Here is a 14920-nt window from a genome sequence, read left to right on the forward strand (position 1 = left end):
AAATCTTGGCGGGCGCCGGATGCCTGCCGATTCATGATCTCGGAGACCCGATGACGCAACCCAACGTGCTTGCCCTGGAGAACCAGGTCTGCTTCGCACTCACGGTCGCGGCGCGCACCACGGTGGCCCTGTACAAGCCGATCCTGGAGCCGCTCGGGCTCACGCACCCGCAGTATCTGGTCATGCTGGCCCTGTGGGAGCAGGACCCGCGCACGCTCCGCAGCCTGGCCGACGTGCTGCGCCTCGAGCCGGCCACCCTGTCGCCGCTGCTCAAGCGGTTGGAGGCGGTGGGGTATCTCCGCCGCGAACGGTCGACGGCCGACGAGCGCGCGCTGCAGGTGACCCTGACCGAGCACGGGCACGAGCTGCGTCGAATCGCCGAGACCATCCCTGAGCGGGTGGCCCGCACCCTGGAGATGTCGCCAGAGAGCCTGATCGCGCTTCGAGACAGCCTCACCGAGGTCATTCGCGCCACGACGGTCGCCACGCCGGAGCCGTAGCCGGGAGATTTGCCGGACGGAAGCCGCCCGCGGCGGGCTCGGGCGTCGTACGCTGGCGCCATGAAGAAGATCTCGATCGAGGCCCTCGCCCGCCAGCAGCTCGCCGCCGCCACCTCCGGCAGCAGCGGGCGCGCCGCCGCCACGGTCTTCGGCGGCCACGAGAAGGTGCTGCGCCAGACCGTGATGGGCATGGCCAAGGGCACGGTGATGGCCGAGCACGAGAGCCCCGGCGACGCCACCGTCTACGTGCTCAGTGGCAGGGTGCGACTGATCGTGGGGGACGATGCCTGGCAGGCCCGCACCGGTGACCTGCTCATCATGCCCAAGGCGCGGCACAGCCTCGAAGCTGAAGAAGACGCCACCATCCTGCTCACGGTGGCCAAACTGCCCTGACCCAGCGCGGGATGCTCCGAGCGACGGATGCGCCGCCCGGCGGCCGGCTACTCGGCCGTCGCCGGCCAGCCCAGGGCGAGTTCGGTCGCGGCGGCGCTCGCCGCGGTGATGTCCTCGGCCGTGCCGCCTGCGCGCGCCGCCGCCAGGCCCACGAGGAACAGGCTCAGCGGGGCCGCGGGACGGGCCACGTTGTGCGCCACGTCTCTGGCCACGTCGAGCAGCAGCCCGGTGGGGATGATGTCCGCATCCAGGCCCAGGTGCGCCGCGAGGGCGGTGAGCCACTCGTCGAGAGCCTCGGGCGGCAGGGGGGTGTTCGTGCTCATGGTGTCACTCCTCGGTGGATGCAACGGTGGATGAAGTAGAGACTGAGTCGGCTTCGGGGCTGGTGTCGCCGGTGGGCGCGGAGGCGCCGGGCTGGCCGGGCTGCAGCACGGGCAGGGGAGCGGCATCGAAGCGTCCGGTGTCGGCGTCGATGGTGAGCACCCGGCCGATCAGGGGTTCGCCCGTGCCCGTGATCAGGCGGATCGCCTCGGCGGCCAGCAGGGCCCCGGCCTGGCCGCGGAGGGCGCCGAGCACGCCAGGGTCGACGGATGCGGCGTCACCGGGCGCATCCGTGCCGAAGAAGTCACGCAACCGGGTGGAACGCTGGCCGCTGCGCCGGGGCGGGCTGGACCAGAACACCGACAGTTCGGCGTTGCCGCGCGCCACCGAGCCCCAGACCAGCGGCAGCCCGAGGGCGGCGCAGGTGTCGCCCACCAGGAACGGCTGCGGGGTGAGGTCGCTGCCGTCGAGCACGAGGTCGTAGCCGCCCAGGATGCGGGCCGCCGACTCGGCGGTGATCTCCTCGTCGTGTGCTGTGACGGCGGTGTCCGGCGAGAGCGTGAGGATGGTGGTGGTCGCCAGCACCAGGGAGTCCACGTCGAGCGGGCCCACGTCGGCCAGCCCGATGGTGCCCACGCCGGCCGCGGCGAGGGTGCGGAGGGCGGGGGCGCTGAGCCCGGAGGTGCCGAGCACCAGCACCCGGGCCGCGGCGAGCCGCCGGTGCCCGAGGTCATCGATCGCGGGCAGCCGCAGCTGCGGGAGGCTCCGCACCTGCGCGAGGCGCGCGGTTTCGGTGGGGCTGAGCGGACCGGTGGGTTCGACGAGGGGAGGAAGTGCCATGACACCACGGTACGCGGCATTCGCCCGTAGCCGGCCCACGCCGCCCCGGGCATCCGTCGACAGCCAGGAGGGGCCGACGGGTCGGCGGTCTCCGGCGGGGAACCTGGGGGTTGGCCGCAGCTCGTCCGTGCGCCTCCCCGAGGGGCGGCTGGAGGTTTAGGCTCGAATCAGGTCCCCCGCCCCGCAACGCCGTGGGGCGGCATCTCGAGGAGGGCACCCATGGGCAGAGTCACGGCACGGCGCAAGATCACCCGGCTGACGGTGGGCCAGCCTCCCATTCGTCGGGAAGACGTGCTCGCGGTCGAAGAACCGCTGGAGATGCGGGTGAACGGACGGTCGCTGGCCGTCACCATGCGCACGCCCGGCCACGACGTCGATCTCGCCGCCGGTTTTCTGGTGTCTGAGGGCATCATCAGCGCCGGCGAACACCTCGCCACCGCCCGCTACTGCGCCGGCGCCACCGCCGAGGGCGTGAACACCTACAACGTGCTCGACCTGCGCCTGGCCCCCGGCGTCGCCGCGCCAGACCCGAGCACGCAGCGCAACTTCCTCACCACCAGTTCCTGCGGCCTGTGCGGCAAGGAGAGCATCGACGCCGTGCGCACCAAGTCCACCTGGGACGTTCGGCAGGATGCGGCGCGGGTCGACGCGGAACTGCTCACGACATTCCCCGACAAGCTGCGGGAGGCGCAGGCCGTGTTCGAGAAGACCGGCGGGCTGCACGCCGCGGCCCTGTTCGACGCCGCCAGCGGCGAGATGCTCGTGCTGCGCGAAGACGTAGGCCGGCACAACGCCGTGGACAAGGTGATCGGCTGGGCGGTGAAGGAGAACCTGCTGCCGTTGCGGGGCACCGTGCTGATGGTCTCCAGCCGGGCCAGCTTCGAGCTCGCCCAGAAGGCCCTGATGGCGGGCATCCCGGTGCTCGCCGCGGTCTCGGCGCCGTCCTCGCTCTCCGCCGAGTTCGCCCACGAGGTGGGCCTGACCCTGATCGGGTTCCTTCGCGGCGACTCGATGGTGATCTACGCCGGCGAAGAACGGGTCACGGAGGGCGCGCTCGCCACGGTCTAGCTCCCCGCCCGCCCGGACTGGCCCATTTTCGCTAGTCCGACACCCTCCCGCACTAGCAAAACTGGGCGAGTCATCATCACGCGGCGGCGGCTGAGCTGGGGACCGGCCTCCCCGGGTCAGGGGTGGCCCATTTTCGCTAGTCCAAGGCCCACGCGCACTAGCGAAAATGGGCGACCCATCGCCGTGACTGCGGCGGGACGCGGTGTGGGTCAGCTGAGAACGGGCACGGATGCCTCGTGCTTGATGAACCGCACGCTCATGGCCTTGTAGCCGGGCGTGTTCGATTCCCGGGCCACGAGCTCCCGGTGCATCAGCTGGTTGGCCTCGGGGAAGTACGCCGCCGCACAGCCGCGTGGCGTGGGGTACACCACGAGCCGGAACTTGTCCGCCCGGCGCTCCTGCCCGCCGAAGGTGCTGATCACGTCGACGAGGTCGCGGTCGTGAAAACCCAGCTCGGTGACGTCGTCGGCGTGGATGAGGATCACCCGGCGGCCGTCCTTGATGCCGCGGTAGCGGTCATCCAGGCCGTAGAAGGTGGTGTTGTACTGGTCATGGCTGCGCATGGTCTGCAAGATGAGGTGCCCGGGCGGCGGGGTGAGGTACTCCAGCGGGCTCACCGTGAAGCGGGCCCGGCCGATGTCGGTGGCGAAGCTTCGGGTGTCGCGCGGCGGGTTGGGCAGCACGAAGCCGTTCTTGTCGCGCAACCGCTTGTTGAAGTCCTCGAAGCCGGGCAGCACCCGGGAGATGTGGTCGCGGATGACGTCGTAGTCCTCCGCCATCGCCTTCCAGTCCACCGGGTGGTCGTCGCCGAGCGTGGCCCGAGCCATCCGTGCCACGATCACCGGTTCGGCCAGCAGGTGCTCCGACACCGGGTCGAGCCGGCCCTGGGTGGAGTGCACCATCGACATCGAGTCCTCCACCGACAAAACCTGCCGGCCCGACGGATGCTTGTCATCGGTGTCGGTGCGGCCGAGCGTCGGCAGGATCAGGGAGGTGACCCCGTGCATTACGTGCGACCGGTTGGGCTTGGTGGAGATGTGCACCGTCAGGCCCACCCGCTGCATCGCGGCCTCGAGAGCGTCGGTGTCGCTGCAGGCGAGGGCGAAGTTGCCGCCCATCGACACGAACACGTCCACGTCGTCGTTCTCGAACGCCTCGACGGTGTTGACCGAGTCGAGGCCGTGCTCGCGCGGGGAGACGATGCCGAACTCGGCGTCGAGCGCGGCGAGCATCGGCTCCTTGGGCTTCTCCCACACCCCCATGGTGCGGTCGCCCTGCACGTTGGAGTGCCCGCGCACCGGGCAGGCGCCGGCGCCCGGCTTGCCGAAGTTGCCCTGCAGCAGGAGCAGGTTGATGATTTCCTTGAGCGTGTTCACCGAGTGCGGCTGCTGGGTGAGGCCCAGCGCCCAGCAGATGATCGTGGCGTTGGAAGCGGCCATCATCTTGGCGACCACGCTGATGTCGAGGCGGGAGAGCCCGGTGGCCTTCTCCGTCTCGACCCAATCGATCTCGGTGCGCGCGGCGCGGTAAGCCTCGATGCCGTCGGTATTGGCGTCGATGAACTCCTGGTCCACGACGGAACCGGGTACCCGGGCTTCTTCCTCGAGCAGCAAGTGGCCCAGCGCCTGGAACAGGGCGAGGTCGCCGCCGACCTTGATCTGCAGGAACTCGTCGGCCAGTGGCACCCCGTGGCCGACCAGTCCGGTGGGCGTTTGCGGGTCCTTGAAGTTGAACAGCCCGGCCTCGGGCAGAGGGTTCACGGCGACGACCTTGCCGCCGTTGGCCTTGCACTCGGCCAGGGCCGACAGCATCCTCGGGTGGTTGGTGCCCGGGTTCTGTCCCACGACCAGGATCAGCTCGGCCACGTGGATGTCTTCGAGCGAGACGGTGCCCTTGCCGATGCCGATGGTGGGGTTCAGCGCCGACCCGGAAGATTCGTGGCACATGTTCGAGCAGTCGGGCAGGTTGTTCGTGCCGATCGAGCGGGCGAACAGCTGGTACAGAAACGCGGTCTCATTGGCGGTGCGGCCCGAGGTGTAGAACACGGTACGGTCGGGGGTGGTGGCGCGGATCTTCTCGCCGATCAGCGCGAACGCGTCTTCCCAGGCGATGGGGGAGTAGTGGGTGTCGCCGGGGCGCACCACCATGGGCTGGGAGATGCGGCCCTGATTGCCCAGCCAGTACTCGGTCTTGCCGGCCAGCTCGGCGAGCGAATGCTCGGCCCAGAATTCCGGGCCGACGGTGCGGAGCGTATTCTCCTCGGCCACGGCCTTGGCGCCGTTCTCGCAGAACTCCGCGGTCTTGCGGTGCCCGGTCGATTCCGGCCAGGCGCAGCCGGGGCAGTCGGTGCCGTTTCGCTGGTTGAGCCGCAGCAGCGCCCGCGCGGTGCGGCTCACGCCCGCCTGGGCGATGCCCCGGTCCAGCGCAACCACCACCGCCTCAAGGCCGGCGGCAGCCTTCTTCGGAGTGCCGACGACGAGGTCGTCTTCGTTGATGTCCTTGACCGGTGCGCGACGTGTCATGTGTCCATCCTGCTCCTCTCGGAGCCGGATGCTGACATGCGCCCGAGCGGGTTTTTCAGTTCTACCGGGTCAAACGGATGCTCACGCCGCCAGTCCGTGCGACCGGCGGCCGTCCGCGCCCACGTTGCCGGTGGCCACATCGGTGCCGTCGGACACCCGGGTGTCCCGGTCCAGGCGCACGCCGGCGGCGATGCGCACATTGCGGCCGATGCGCACGTGGCTGCCCAGGTGGGCGCCGCCGCTGACGAGGCTGCCCTCGCCGATGTGCACGTTCTGGCCGATGAAGACCTTGTCTCCCACGACGACGCCGTGGTCGATCCAGCTGCCCGGGCCGATCCAGGCCTCACGGCCCACGGTGGCACCGGACTCGATGTACGCGGACTCGGAGATGAACGCGCTCGGTTGCACGGTGGATTTGCCCGATACCCAGCCGTTGCCGTTCGGGTGCCTGCGGTACTTCTCGATGACTCCGGTGTCGACTTCGACGTCAATGTTCTTGCGCACTGGTTCTCCTCCCGTGGCGCTCGCTGTGTGCGTCACTCTGCTGCTGCACGCACGATATGCGACTGCGGCCGTACCCCAGCACAACAGACCATGCGTCAACAGTGAGAGAAACACCGGGTTCTCGCAGCACATTCCGTGCGGGCGCCCAGTCCCAGCGAACTGTCGGGTTCGGCCGGCGGCGGGCCTGCGCCGGGCCGGTGCGTTTTCGGGGCTGCGCCGATTGCGCCTCGGCCTTATGCTGCCCGTATCGACGGAATGAGGCGGGTATGTCGCTGGACGCAGGCACCCTGACGGCCGAGCAGCGCACCGAGCTACTCAACTACGAAGTCGCCCGGTTCGCGGTCGAGGGCTGGACGGTCAGCAGCGTGGCCGGCAATCAGGCCGTGCTGCAGCGAAAGAAGCGCATCAGGTTCTGGCTGAACGTGTTCCTGGCCTTCGTCACCTGGGGTCTGTGGCTGTTCGTCGTCGCCCTGAGCATCCTCAACCGCAAGATCGAATCGCTCATCCTCACCGTGGACCACTACGGCAAGGTCGAGCGGCAGTTTCCCCGCACCCGGCGTCCGTGGGCCAGGGAAACCTGGACACACTGAATGACACAGAATGTGGGCCCCGTCGGGCTCGAACCGACGACCCAAGGATTAAAAGTCCTTTGCTCTACCAACTGAGCTAGAGGCCCGCGGTTAATAACTTAGCGTGGATTGCCGGACGGTTTTTGTGACTAGCGTGGATGCATCCGCCACAGACGCCGGCACGACCACCCCACCCACGATTTACCCGGCGGCATCACCGACGCCGCCGGCCGAGACAGCCAGGAGGAGCGCGATGGCCGACGATTTCCACAAGCCCACCAAATTCTCGGGCGCCAAGTTCGAGTCGATGATGGGCGGAGAGGATCCCGCCCAGATCAGCCGGATCGCGCATGAGACGGCGCAGGCCCTGATCGCACGGGTGCGCGACAGCCCAGACCCCGAGGTCGTCGAACGCCTCGTGGCGTACACCGACGAGCACGGCATCGACGCCGTCGCCGAGCTCTGGTCCCGGGCCACACCGCGCAGCCTGCCCGGTGCGCTCTGGCGCATCTACCTGGTGCGGCTGCTGATCCGGCAGGACGCCGACGGCACATCGTACCTGTACCAGCGCGGCATCGACGTGGCTGTCACCATCGACCCGATCGTGGCCGGGGCCATCGTGCCGACCGGCCCCGCCGAGATCATCCAGCTGGCCGACGAGATCCTCCGTGGCGTGTTCACCGGCGACTTCGCCATCGCGCTTGACCGGGCGGCGGCATTCTGCCGGGTGATCGGCGCCGGCTGCGCCAGCGTGGCCGACGACCTCGACGCCACCGAACCGGGCCGCTCCACTGAGCTCACCACGCGCGCCCTGCGATTCTCGACAACCGCACAGGAATTCGCCTCCTGCGCCCGGCTCTGGCGCAGCGACTCGCTCGAGTAGGTGCGTGGAGGCATCCGGGAATGAAGTCTGGGCCCAAGTCGTTTACACTTGATGCTGGCCGGACCGCAGTAACCCCGGGCTCCAATATTCGCCGTCTAGAACGGCCTCGCGCCGAGAGGCGTTCTGCGGTCCGGCCTTCACTCTGCTCCCACGGATGCCGTTCACCGGCTCCGGCGGGCGTCACAGACACACAACATTCTTTGATTCCACACCAATCCATGCAGGACTCGGCACCGAACCCTCTGCATGGAAGGGGACTGGACCTGACATGCTGGATCTCATGACTGCTGAATTCAACCTCGACTCCTCGTCGACGGCGCCTTCGAAAGAAGAGCTGCTCGCCCGCGTAGCCGAAGGGGACGAGTCGGCGTTCGGAGAGCTCTACGACCAGATCGCCCCGCGGGTGCTTGGCCTTGTCAAGCGCGTGCTGATCGATCACGCACAGTCCGAAGAAGTGACCCAGGAGATTTTCCTGGAGATCTGGCAGACGGCTGCGCGGTACGAGTCACAGCGTGGCGGGGCCTCGACCTGGATCATGACCATGGCGCACCGACGTGCGATCGACCGAATCCGGTCGTCGCAGGCCGGCCGCGACAGGGATACCAAAGTGGGCATCCGCGACCTCGCGGTGCCGTATGACCACGTCGCGGAAACCGTTGAGGTACGCATCGAGCACGAAAGGGTGGAAAAAGCGATGTCCAGACTGACCGAACTGCAACGTCAGGCCGTGAGCCTGTCGTATTTCAGCGGGTACAGTCACCGAGAAGTCGCTGATTTCCTGCATATCCCGCTCGGCACGGTGAAGACCCGCCTCCGCGACGGGTTAATCCGCTTGCGAGATGAATTGGGGGTGACCTCGTGAACGACCGCGACAAGTCCATCGGCGACCTGACCGGCAACGGCAACGTCGAGAACCCGGCCGATCTGGCCGGTGCCTACGCTTTGCATGCGCTCAGCCCCGACGAGGCCGCCGTGTACGAGCGATACCTCGCACAGTCGGAGCAGGCCCGCACTGAGGCCGCCGAGCTGGGCGACACCGCCGTGGCCCTCGGCCTGTCCGTCGCCCCGGTGCAGCCGTCCAGCGCTCTCAAGGCCAGCCTGATGGCCAAACTCGCCAGCACCCCCCAGCTTGCTCCACGGGGCGCCGCCGAGCCGCCTGCCCCCACCGACACGACCACGGATGCGCCGCCCGCGGCCATCCCGATCGGCTCCGCCCCCTCGCACGCTGCGGCCACCGCACCGGGCGCTGCGGGTCAGGACCCGGCAGCGCCGGGCTCGGACGTTTCCGGTGCCGGCGACGGCCGGGGCTCAGGCTCCGCCGCCGACCGTGCCCAGCGTCGCTGGTTCCAACGTCCCGCCGGGTACCTCGTGGCCGCCGCCGCGGCCGTGGCCCTGTTTGTGACTGGTACCGTCGCCGGGCAGGCCATCTACGGCAACCCGAACGACGACTTCGCTCAGCAGCAGGCCTCGAGCCTGGCCGAGATCGAGGCGTCGCCCGACAGCCAGCGGGCCGCGGCGCAGACCGCGACCGGCCAAGACGCCACCCTGGTGTGGTCGGGCGAGCTCGGCCTGTCGGCGATCATCGTCGAAGACCTGCCCGCCCTCGGCGACGACGAGGACTACCAGCTCTGGTACATCGGCGCAGCCGGACCCATCTCGGCCGGTACCTTCGACTCCGACGGCTCCGGCACGGTCTGGCGGGTCCTGGACGGAACCATGACCGCCGGTGACACCGTGGGCGTCACCGTCGAACCCAAGGGCGGCTCCGAGCAGCCCACCACCGATCCGATCGTGGCCATTCAGAGCTCCTAGGCGCCCGCCCCTGCCCACTGCCCTCGCGGGCGCTGCTGGCCTCGGCAGCCCCGGCGGTGGGCTGCCAGTTGGGGCCCCTTCGGCCCGCCCCGGACGGCCCCAACTGGCACCTCACGGGCGTACCTTCCTCCGAACGTCCCGGGTGCTGAGCATGCCTTGCCGGTGAGCTGTCCCTCTCCCGAGCGTCGAGGGGGTGTTTTGGAGCAACTCGGTAGGCTCGGTACATGACCCTGCCCTTCACGTTGCTCATCGACCCGGAGCCCGCAGACTCCACCCGCACCGACTTCGTCGACACGTTCCACGAGATCGATTCCGGCGCCCCGGCGTTGCGCGTGGCGGAGCTGAGCACGCAGCGCGGCGACGGCATCTTCGAGACCCTCAGTGTGGTCAACGGGCATCCGCAGGAGGTGGAGCCGCACATCAGCCGGCTCATCAATTCGGCGCAGATCTGTGACCTGCCGGTGCCCAACCCTGCGCAGTGGCGCGCGGCGATCGCCTACGCCGTCGACCGTATCCCCGGTGAGGGGGAACTGGCGCTCAAGTTCGTGCTCAGCCGCGGTGTCGAGCACGGCCCGGCGCCCACGGCCTGGCTGCACGCCACCCGCGCCGCGGACTTCAGCGCGGTGCGTGAACACGGCGTCAAGGTGATCACCCTCGACCGCGGGTACCCGCGCGGCGTCGCCGAGGAGGCGCCCTGGCTGCTGATGGGCGCCAAGACCCTCAGCTACGCCATCAACATGGCCGCCCTGCGCGAGGCCAAGCGACGGGGAGCCGACGACACGATCTTCCTCACCCACGATGGGTACGTCATGGAAGGCCCCACCTCCAGCGTGATCCTCCGCACCGGCGGACGCTACGTCACCCCGGCGCCGAGCGGCGCCATCCTGCACGGCACCACGCAGCAGAGCGTGTTCGAGTACCTCACCGCGCACGGCGAGAGCGTCGAGTACCGCGACGTCACGGTCGACGAGCTTCGGGCGGCGGATGCGGCGTGGCTGGTCTCCAGCGTGCGCCTTGCGGTCGCCGTGACCGCCCTGGACGGCGTGGAGTTCCCCCGCGACGACGAGCTCACCCGAACCCTGAACGCGTCCCTGCTGGCCCGCACCGGCTCCTAGGGCCTCCGCCGGCGCCGCTGTCCCCGCCCGGTCCCGCTCCCCGCCCGGTCCCGCGAGAGCGGGCGTGTGGCTGCTTCGCGGGTGCTGAAGCGACCGTTTCCCCGCTTTCGCGAGATCCCCTATCTGCGAATGCGGGCGTGTGGCTGCTTCGCGGATGCCGAGGTGACCGTTTCCCCGCTTTCGCGAAACGCGACGGGGAACGACAAACCGCCCGGGCGACCGTGGGGTCGACCGGGCGGTGAGAGGAACGAGTGCGGGTTTAGCCGAAGCGGCCGGAGACGTAGTCCTCGGTGGCCTGCACGGTGGGGTTGGAGAAGATCGTGGTGGTGTCGTCGTACTCGATGAGCTTGCCGGGCTTGCCGGTGCCCGCGATGTTGAAGAACGCGGTGCGGTCGGAGACGCGGGAGGCCTGCTGCATGTTGTGCGTCACGATGACGATCGTGTAGTCCGTCTTCATCTCTTCGATGAGGTCCTCGATCGCGAGAGTGGAGATCGGGTCGAGGGCCGAGCATGGCTCGTCCATCAGGATCACGTCGGGCTGCACCGCGATGGCACGGGCGATGCAGAGACGCTGCTGCTGGCCGCCGGAGAGGCTCGAGCCGGGCTTGTCCAAGCGGTCCTTCACCTCGTTCCAGAGGTTCGCGCCCTGCAGCGACTTCTCGATCAGCGCGTCGGCGTCGCTCTTGGGCATCCGGCGGTTGTTGAGCTTGACGCCGGCGAGCACGTTGTCGCCGATCGACATGGTGGGGAACGGGTTGGGCCGCTGGAAGACCATGCCCACCTGACGGCGCACCAGCACCGGATCCACGCCGGGGCCGTAGAGGTTGTTGCCGTCGATCAGCACCTCACCGTCCACGTGGGCGCCGGGAATGACCTCGTGCATGCGGTTGAGGGTGCGCAGGAACGTCGATTTGCCGCAGCCGCTGGGACCGATCAGAGCGGTCACGGTGCGCGGCTCGATGGTGAGCGTCACGCCCTCGACGGCGAGGAATTTGCTGTAGTAGACGTCGAGGTCGTTGACTTCAATGCGCTTGGACATGTATTCCTTCGAATCTGGGTGAACTGTACGTGTGGTGGCGGCGTCAGCGGCCGAGTTTGGGGGAGAAGGTGCGGGCGACGAGGCGGGCGATGAGGTTGAGCAGCATCACGATCACGATGAGGGTGAGCGCGCCGGCCCAGGCCCGGTCGATGTACGCCTGCGAGTCGGCACCCTGGCTGGCGTACTGGTTGTAGACGAATACCGGCAGGGTCATCATCCGTTCGCTGAACATGTCGTAGTTCATGCTGGCCGTGAAGCCCGCGATGATCAGCAGCGGTGCGGTCTCGCCGATCACGCGGGAGATCGAGATCATCACACCGGTGACGATGCCCGCCAGCGAGGTGGGCAGCACAACCTTCACGATCGTGAGCCACTTGGGCACACCGAGCGCGTACGCGGCCTCGCGCAGTTCGTTGGGCACGAGCTTGAGCATTTCCTCGCTCGAGCGCACAACCACGGGGATCATCAGCACCGACAGCGCCACCGACCCGCCGAAGCCGAACCGGATGCCCGGGTCGTTGAACAGGAGCGAGAACAGTGCGTAGGCGAACAGGCCGGCCACGATCGAGGGGATGCCGGTCATCACGTCGACGAAGAACGTGATTCCGCGGGCCAGGCGGCCGCGGCCGTACTCGGTGAGGTAGATGGCGGTGAGCAGCCCGATCGGCACCGAGATGAGGGTGGCGAGCCCGGTGACGAAGAGCGTGCCGACGATCGCGTGCAGGGCGCCACCGCCGGCACCGACGACGTTCCGCTGCGACTCCGTGAAGAAGGTGGGGGTGAGGAAGGCGGGGAGGCCGTTGACCACGGTGGTGCCCACGAGGGAGATCAGCGGGATCAACGCCACCACGAAGGCGATGGCGACGACCGCGGTCACCAGGCGGTCCTTGGCCCGGCGCACGCCCTCGACGAAGTAGGAGAACAGGAACAGGGCGATGCAGTAGAGCACGGTGCCGAAGAACAGCGTGCCGGCCCAGTTGAAGCTCTCCGTGGCGCCGGAGAGGAAGATCACCGTGAAGAACGCGCCGACCACGATCCAGCTGGCGGCGAGCACCATCACAGGCGTGTTCTTGGGCAGTTTGCCCGCGGTGAGAGAGTTGCTGACGGGAGACGAGACGGTCATGGTGCTCATCAATTCGCTCCAGAGAAGGCCTTGCGGCGGTTGATGATCACGCGGGCGATCATGTTGACGACCAGCGTGATGATGAAGAGCATGAGGCCCGTGGCGAGCAGGATGTTGACCCCCACGCCGTGTGCCTCGGGGAAGTTGAGCGCGATGTTCGCGGCGATCGTGGTGGAGTTCTGCGACGTGAGCAGCTGGAAGATCACCTGCGGGCTGGGGGAGAGCACCATGGCCACGGCCATGGTCTCGCCGAGCGCGCGGCCCAGGCCGAGCATGGCGGCGGAGATGATGCCGGCGCGGCCGAAGGGCAGCACGGCCATGGTGATCATTTCCCACCGGGTGGCTCCGAGGGCCAGCGAGGCTTCCTCGTAGAGCACCGGGGTCTGCAGGAAGATCTCACGGCAGATGGCGGTGATGATCGGCAGCACCATCACGGCCAGCACAATGGCGACGGTGAAGATGGTGCGACCGGTTCCGGAGACCGGACCGGCGAAGAGCGGGAACCAGCCGAACCAGTCGACCAGGTTGGCGTAGAACGGCTGCACGAGCGGGGCCAGCACGCCGATGCCCCAGAGGCCGAAGACCACTGAGGGAACGGCGGCGAGCAGGTCGATGAGGTAGCCCAGGCCCTGCGCGAGTTTGCGCGGCGCGAAGTGCGAGATGAAGAGGGCCACGGCGATGGCCACGGGCACGGCCATCAGCAGCGCCAGGAACGCCGACCAGACGGTGCCGAAGGCCAGCGGCAGCACGTAGGACCAGAAGTTGGTGAACTCGCCCTTGAAGGCATCCGCCGGCGCCACGAAGGCGGGGATGCTCTGGATCAGCAGGAAGGCGGCGACGGCGGCGAGCACCGCCAGGATGAGGCTGCCTGCCACAACGGTGGCCGTGGAGAAGATACGGTCGCCCGGTCGTTCCTTGGCCTTGATCGCAATACGGTCAACTGCGGTCGTCATTCCGAGCGTCTCCCTGAGGGGCTGGGTCTTACCGGTACGGGTGGATCTGAAGCCTGACCCCACGCCTCAGTGTGCCCGACCGGGCGACCGCGTGCAACGCGGAGGCCCGGTCGGGCAGGGTGCTGAGGTGTGGAGCAGCGGATGTTTACTTGAGGGTGGCGAGGACCGCGGCGACCTTGGACTGCAGGTCGCTGGAGAGCGGCGCGGCACCAGCGGAAGACGCGGCGACTTCCTGGCCGGCTGCGCTGGCCATGTAGCTGACGTACTCCTTGACGAGGGCGCCCTGTTCGGCGTCCGCGTACTCGGTGCAGACCACGGCGTAGCTGACCAGAACGAGCGGGTAGTGCGTCGCGTCGGTGGTGGTGCGGTTCAGCTTGATGGCCAGGTCGTTGTCGGCGCGGCCGTCGACGAGGGGGGAGTCGTTGACGACGGCGGCTGCGGCCTCGGCGGTGTAGCCGACGAATTCCTCGCCGACCTTGATCTTGGCGACACCGAGGTCACCGGCGCGCGAGGCGTCGGCGTAGCCGATGGTGCCGGTGCCGTTGGTGACGGCGTCGACGACACCGGAGGTGCCCTGGGCGCCCTCACCGGACTGGTACGGGAACGGGTCGGCCGGCTTCTCGGTCCAGACGTCAGCGGCGTTCTGGTTCAGGTAGTCGGAGAAGTTCTTGGTGGTGCCCGAGTCGTCCGAGCGGTGCACGGCGGTGATCGGGGCGGCCGGCAGCTTGGCGTCGGCGTTCAGCGCGACGATGGCCGGGTCGTTCCAGGTGGTGATGTCGCCCTTGAAGATCTTGGCCAGGGTGGGAGCATCGAGGTTGAGGTCGGAGACGCCCTCGATGTTGAAGATCACGGCGATGGGGGAGATGTAGACGGGCAGGTCGACGGCCGTGGTGTCCGGCGCGCAGGCGGCGAAGGTGCCGGCGAGCTCGTCGTCGTTGAGGTAGGAGTCCGAACCGGCGAAGTCGCTGCCGCCGGCGATGAAGGTCTCGCGACCGGCGCCGGAGCCCGACGGGTCGTAGTTGATGGTGACGTCTGGGTTGGCCGTCTGGAAGGCGGAGATCCAGGCCTCCTGGGCCGAGCCCTGCGAGGAGGCGCCGGCGGCGTTGATCGTGCCGGAGAGGGTGCTCGCGGGAGCAGCGTCGTCGGTGGACGTGCTGGCGCCACCTTCGTTCGACGCGCAGGAGGAGAGAACGAGAGCTGCGGCGATGGCAATGACCGCGGGGCGGCCAAAACGCATGAGATTCACAAGGATCCTTTTCAGGTCGAATACAGGGAATG

General features: G+C 68.4%; 16 protein-coding genes and 1 tRNA gene. 8 read left to right on the forward strand and 9 right to left on the reverse strand.

Annotation, left to right across the window (positions count from 1 at the left end; all coding sequences use genetic code 11):
• The first annotated feature begins 50 nt into the window (after positions 1-50).
• Entirely contained in the window at positions 51-500 is a 450-nt protein-coding gene (locus tag DOE79_RS16600; RefSeq protein WP_120339444.1) for a MarR family winged helix-turn-helix transcriptional regulator, read from the forward strand.
• A gap of 60 nt (positions 501-560) precedes the next feature.
• On the forward strand, positions 561-893 hold the full coding sequence (locus DOE79_RS16605) for a cupin domain-containing protein (protein WP_120339445.1): 333 nt from the start codon (positions 561-563) through the stop codon (positions 891-893).
• A 47-nt stretch (positions 894-940) separates the two neighbouring features.
• On the opposite strand, the gene DOE79_RS16610 is transcribed toward DOE79_RS16605, so the two are convergent.
• Entirely contained in the window at positions 941-1216 is a 276-nt protein-coding gene (locus DOE79_RS16610) for a DUF6457 domain-containing protein (RefSeq protein ID WP_120339446.1), read from the reverse strand.
• A gap of 4 nt (positions 1217-1220) precedes the next feature.
• The gene (locus DOE79_RS16615) at positions 1221-2054 is read right to left on the reverse strand and encodes a HesA/MoeB/ThiF family protein (protein ID WP_120339447.1); all 834 of its coding nucleotides are present in this window, start codon (positions 2052-2054) and stop codon (positions 1221-1223) included.
• 219 nt (positions 2055-2273) lie between these two features.
• Here DOE79_RS16615 and fdhD point away from each other — a divergent pair, with 219 nt between their 5' ends.
• Positions 2274-3122 carry a formate dehydrogenase accessory sulfurtransferase FdhD gene (gene fdhD, locus DOE79_RS16620; RefSeq protein WP_120339448.1) on the forward strand — a complete coding sequence of 283 codons (849 nt, stop codon included), beginning with the start codon at positions 2274-2276 and terminating at the stop codon, positions 3120-3122.
• A gap of 209 nt (positions 3123-3331) precedes the next feature.
• On the opposite strand, the gene DOE79_RS16625 is transcribed toward fdhD, so the two are convergent.
• Both DOE79_RS16625 and DOE79_RS16630 read right to left on the reverse strand, forming a co-directional pair.
• Entirely contained in the window at positions 3332-5644 is a 2313-nt protein-coding gene (locus DOE79_RS16625; protein ID WP_120339449.1) for an FdhF/YdeP family oxidoreductase, read from the reverse strand.
• Positions 5645-5725: 81 nt separating this feature from the next.
• The gene (locus tag DOE79_RS16630; RefSeq protein WP_162942808.1) at positions 5726-6148 is read right to left on the reverse strand and encodes a DapH/DapD/GlmU-related protein; all 423 of its coding nucleotides are present in this window, start codon (positions 6146-6148) and stop codon (positions 5726-5728) included.
• 266 nt (positions 6149-6414) lie between these two features.
• Between DOE79_RS16630 and DOE79_RS16635 the strand changes: the two genes are divergently transcribed.
• Entirely contained in the window at positions 6415-6738 is a 324-nt protein-coding gene (locus tag DOE79_RS16635) for a hypothetical protein (protein WP_120339451.1), read from the forward strand.
• A gap of 13 nt (positions 6739-6751) precedes the next feature.
• On the opposite strand, the gene DOE79_RS16640 is transcribed toward DOE79_RS16635, so the two are convergent.
• A tRNA-Lys gene (locus tag DOE79_RS16640) sits at positions 6752-6824 on the reverse strand.
• Between the two features lie 146 nt (positions 6825-6970).
• Here DOE79_RS16640 and DOE79_RS16645 point away from each other — a divergent pair.
• The 4 genes from DOE79_RS16645 (at position 6971) to DOE79_RS16660 (ending at position 10527) form a co-directional block, all read left to right on the forward strand.
• Positions 6971-7600 (forward strand): DNA-directed RNA polymerase subunit beta, encoded by a 630-nt coding sequence (locus DOE79_RS16645; RefSeq protein ID WP_066597405.1) that lies wholly within the window; start codon positions 6971-6973, stop codon positions 7598-7600.
• 280 nt (positions 7601-7880) lie between these two features.
• Positions 7881-8462, forward strand: coding sequence for a sigma-70 family RNA polymerase sigma factor (locus DOE79_RS16650; RefSeq protein ID WP_245976986.1), 582 nt, complete (start codon positions 7881-7883; stop codon positions 8460-8462).
• Positions 8459-9412: an anti-sigma factor gene (locus DOE79_RS16655; protein ID WP_120339453.1), complete on the forward strand. Its 954-nt coding sequence runs from the start codon at positions 8459-8461 to the stop codon at positions 9410-9412. The genes DOE79_RS16650 and DOE79_RS16655 overlap by 4 nt, the downstream gene beginning before the upstream one ends.
• Positions 9413-9636: 224 nt before the next feature.
• Positions 9637-10527 carry an aminodeoxychorismate lyase gene (locus DOE79_RS16660; RefSeq protein WP_120339454.1) on the forward strand — a complete coding sequence of 297 codons (891 nt, stop codon included), beginning with the start codon at positions 9637-9639 and terminating at the stop codon, positions 10525-10527.
• A 259-nt stretch (positions 10528-10786) separates the two neighbouring features.
• Here the strand turns inward: DOE79_RS16660 and pstB are convergent, their stop codons facing one another.
• From pstB to pstS, 4 genes are all read right to left on the reverse strand, one after another.
• Complete coding sequence (gene pstB, locus DOE79_RS16665; protein ID WP_066597402.1) at positions 10787-11566, reverse strand: phosphate ABC transporter ATP-binding protein PstB; 780 nt, start codon at positions 11564-11566, stop codon at positions 10787-10789.
• 43 nt (positions 11567-11609) lie between these two features.
• Entirely contained in the window at positions 11610-12698 is a 1089-nt protein-coding gene (pstA, locus tag DOE79_RS16670) for a phosphate ABC transporter permease PstA (RefSeq protein ID WP_120339455.1), read from the reverse strand.
• Positions 12698-13642 (reverse strand): phosphate ABC transporter permease subunit PstC, encoded by a 945-nt coding sequence (pstC, locus tag DOE79_RS16675; RefSeq protein WP_120339456.1) that lies wholly within the window; start codon positions 13640-13642, stop codon positions 12698-12700. Before pstC ends, pstA begins: the two co-directional genes overlap by 1 nt.
• A 145-nt stretch (positions 13643-13787) precedes the next feature.
• Positions 13788-14888 carry a phosphate ABC transporter substrate-binding protein PstS gene (pstS, locus tag DOE79_RS16680; RefSeq protein ID WP_425455656.1) on the reverse strand — a complete coding sequence of 367 codons (1101 nt, stop codon included), beginning with the start codon at positions 14886-14888 and terminating at the stop codon, positions 13788-13790.
• Positions 14889-14920: the final 32 nt, after the last annotated feature.

This window comes from Cryobacterium soli (genome assembly GCF_003611035.1).
Lineage (GTDB): Bacteria > Actinomycetota > Actinomycetes > Actinomycetales > Microbacteriaceae > Cryobacterium > Cryobacterium soli.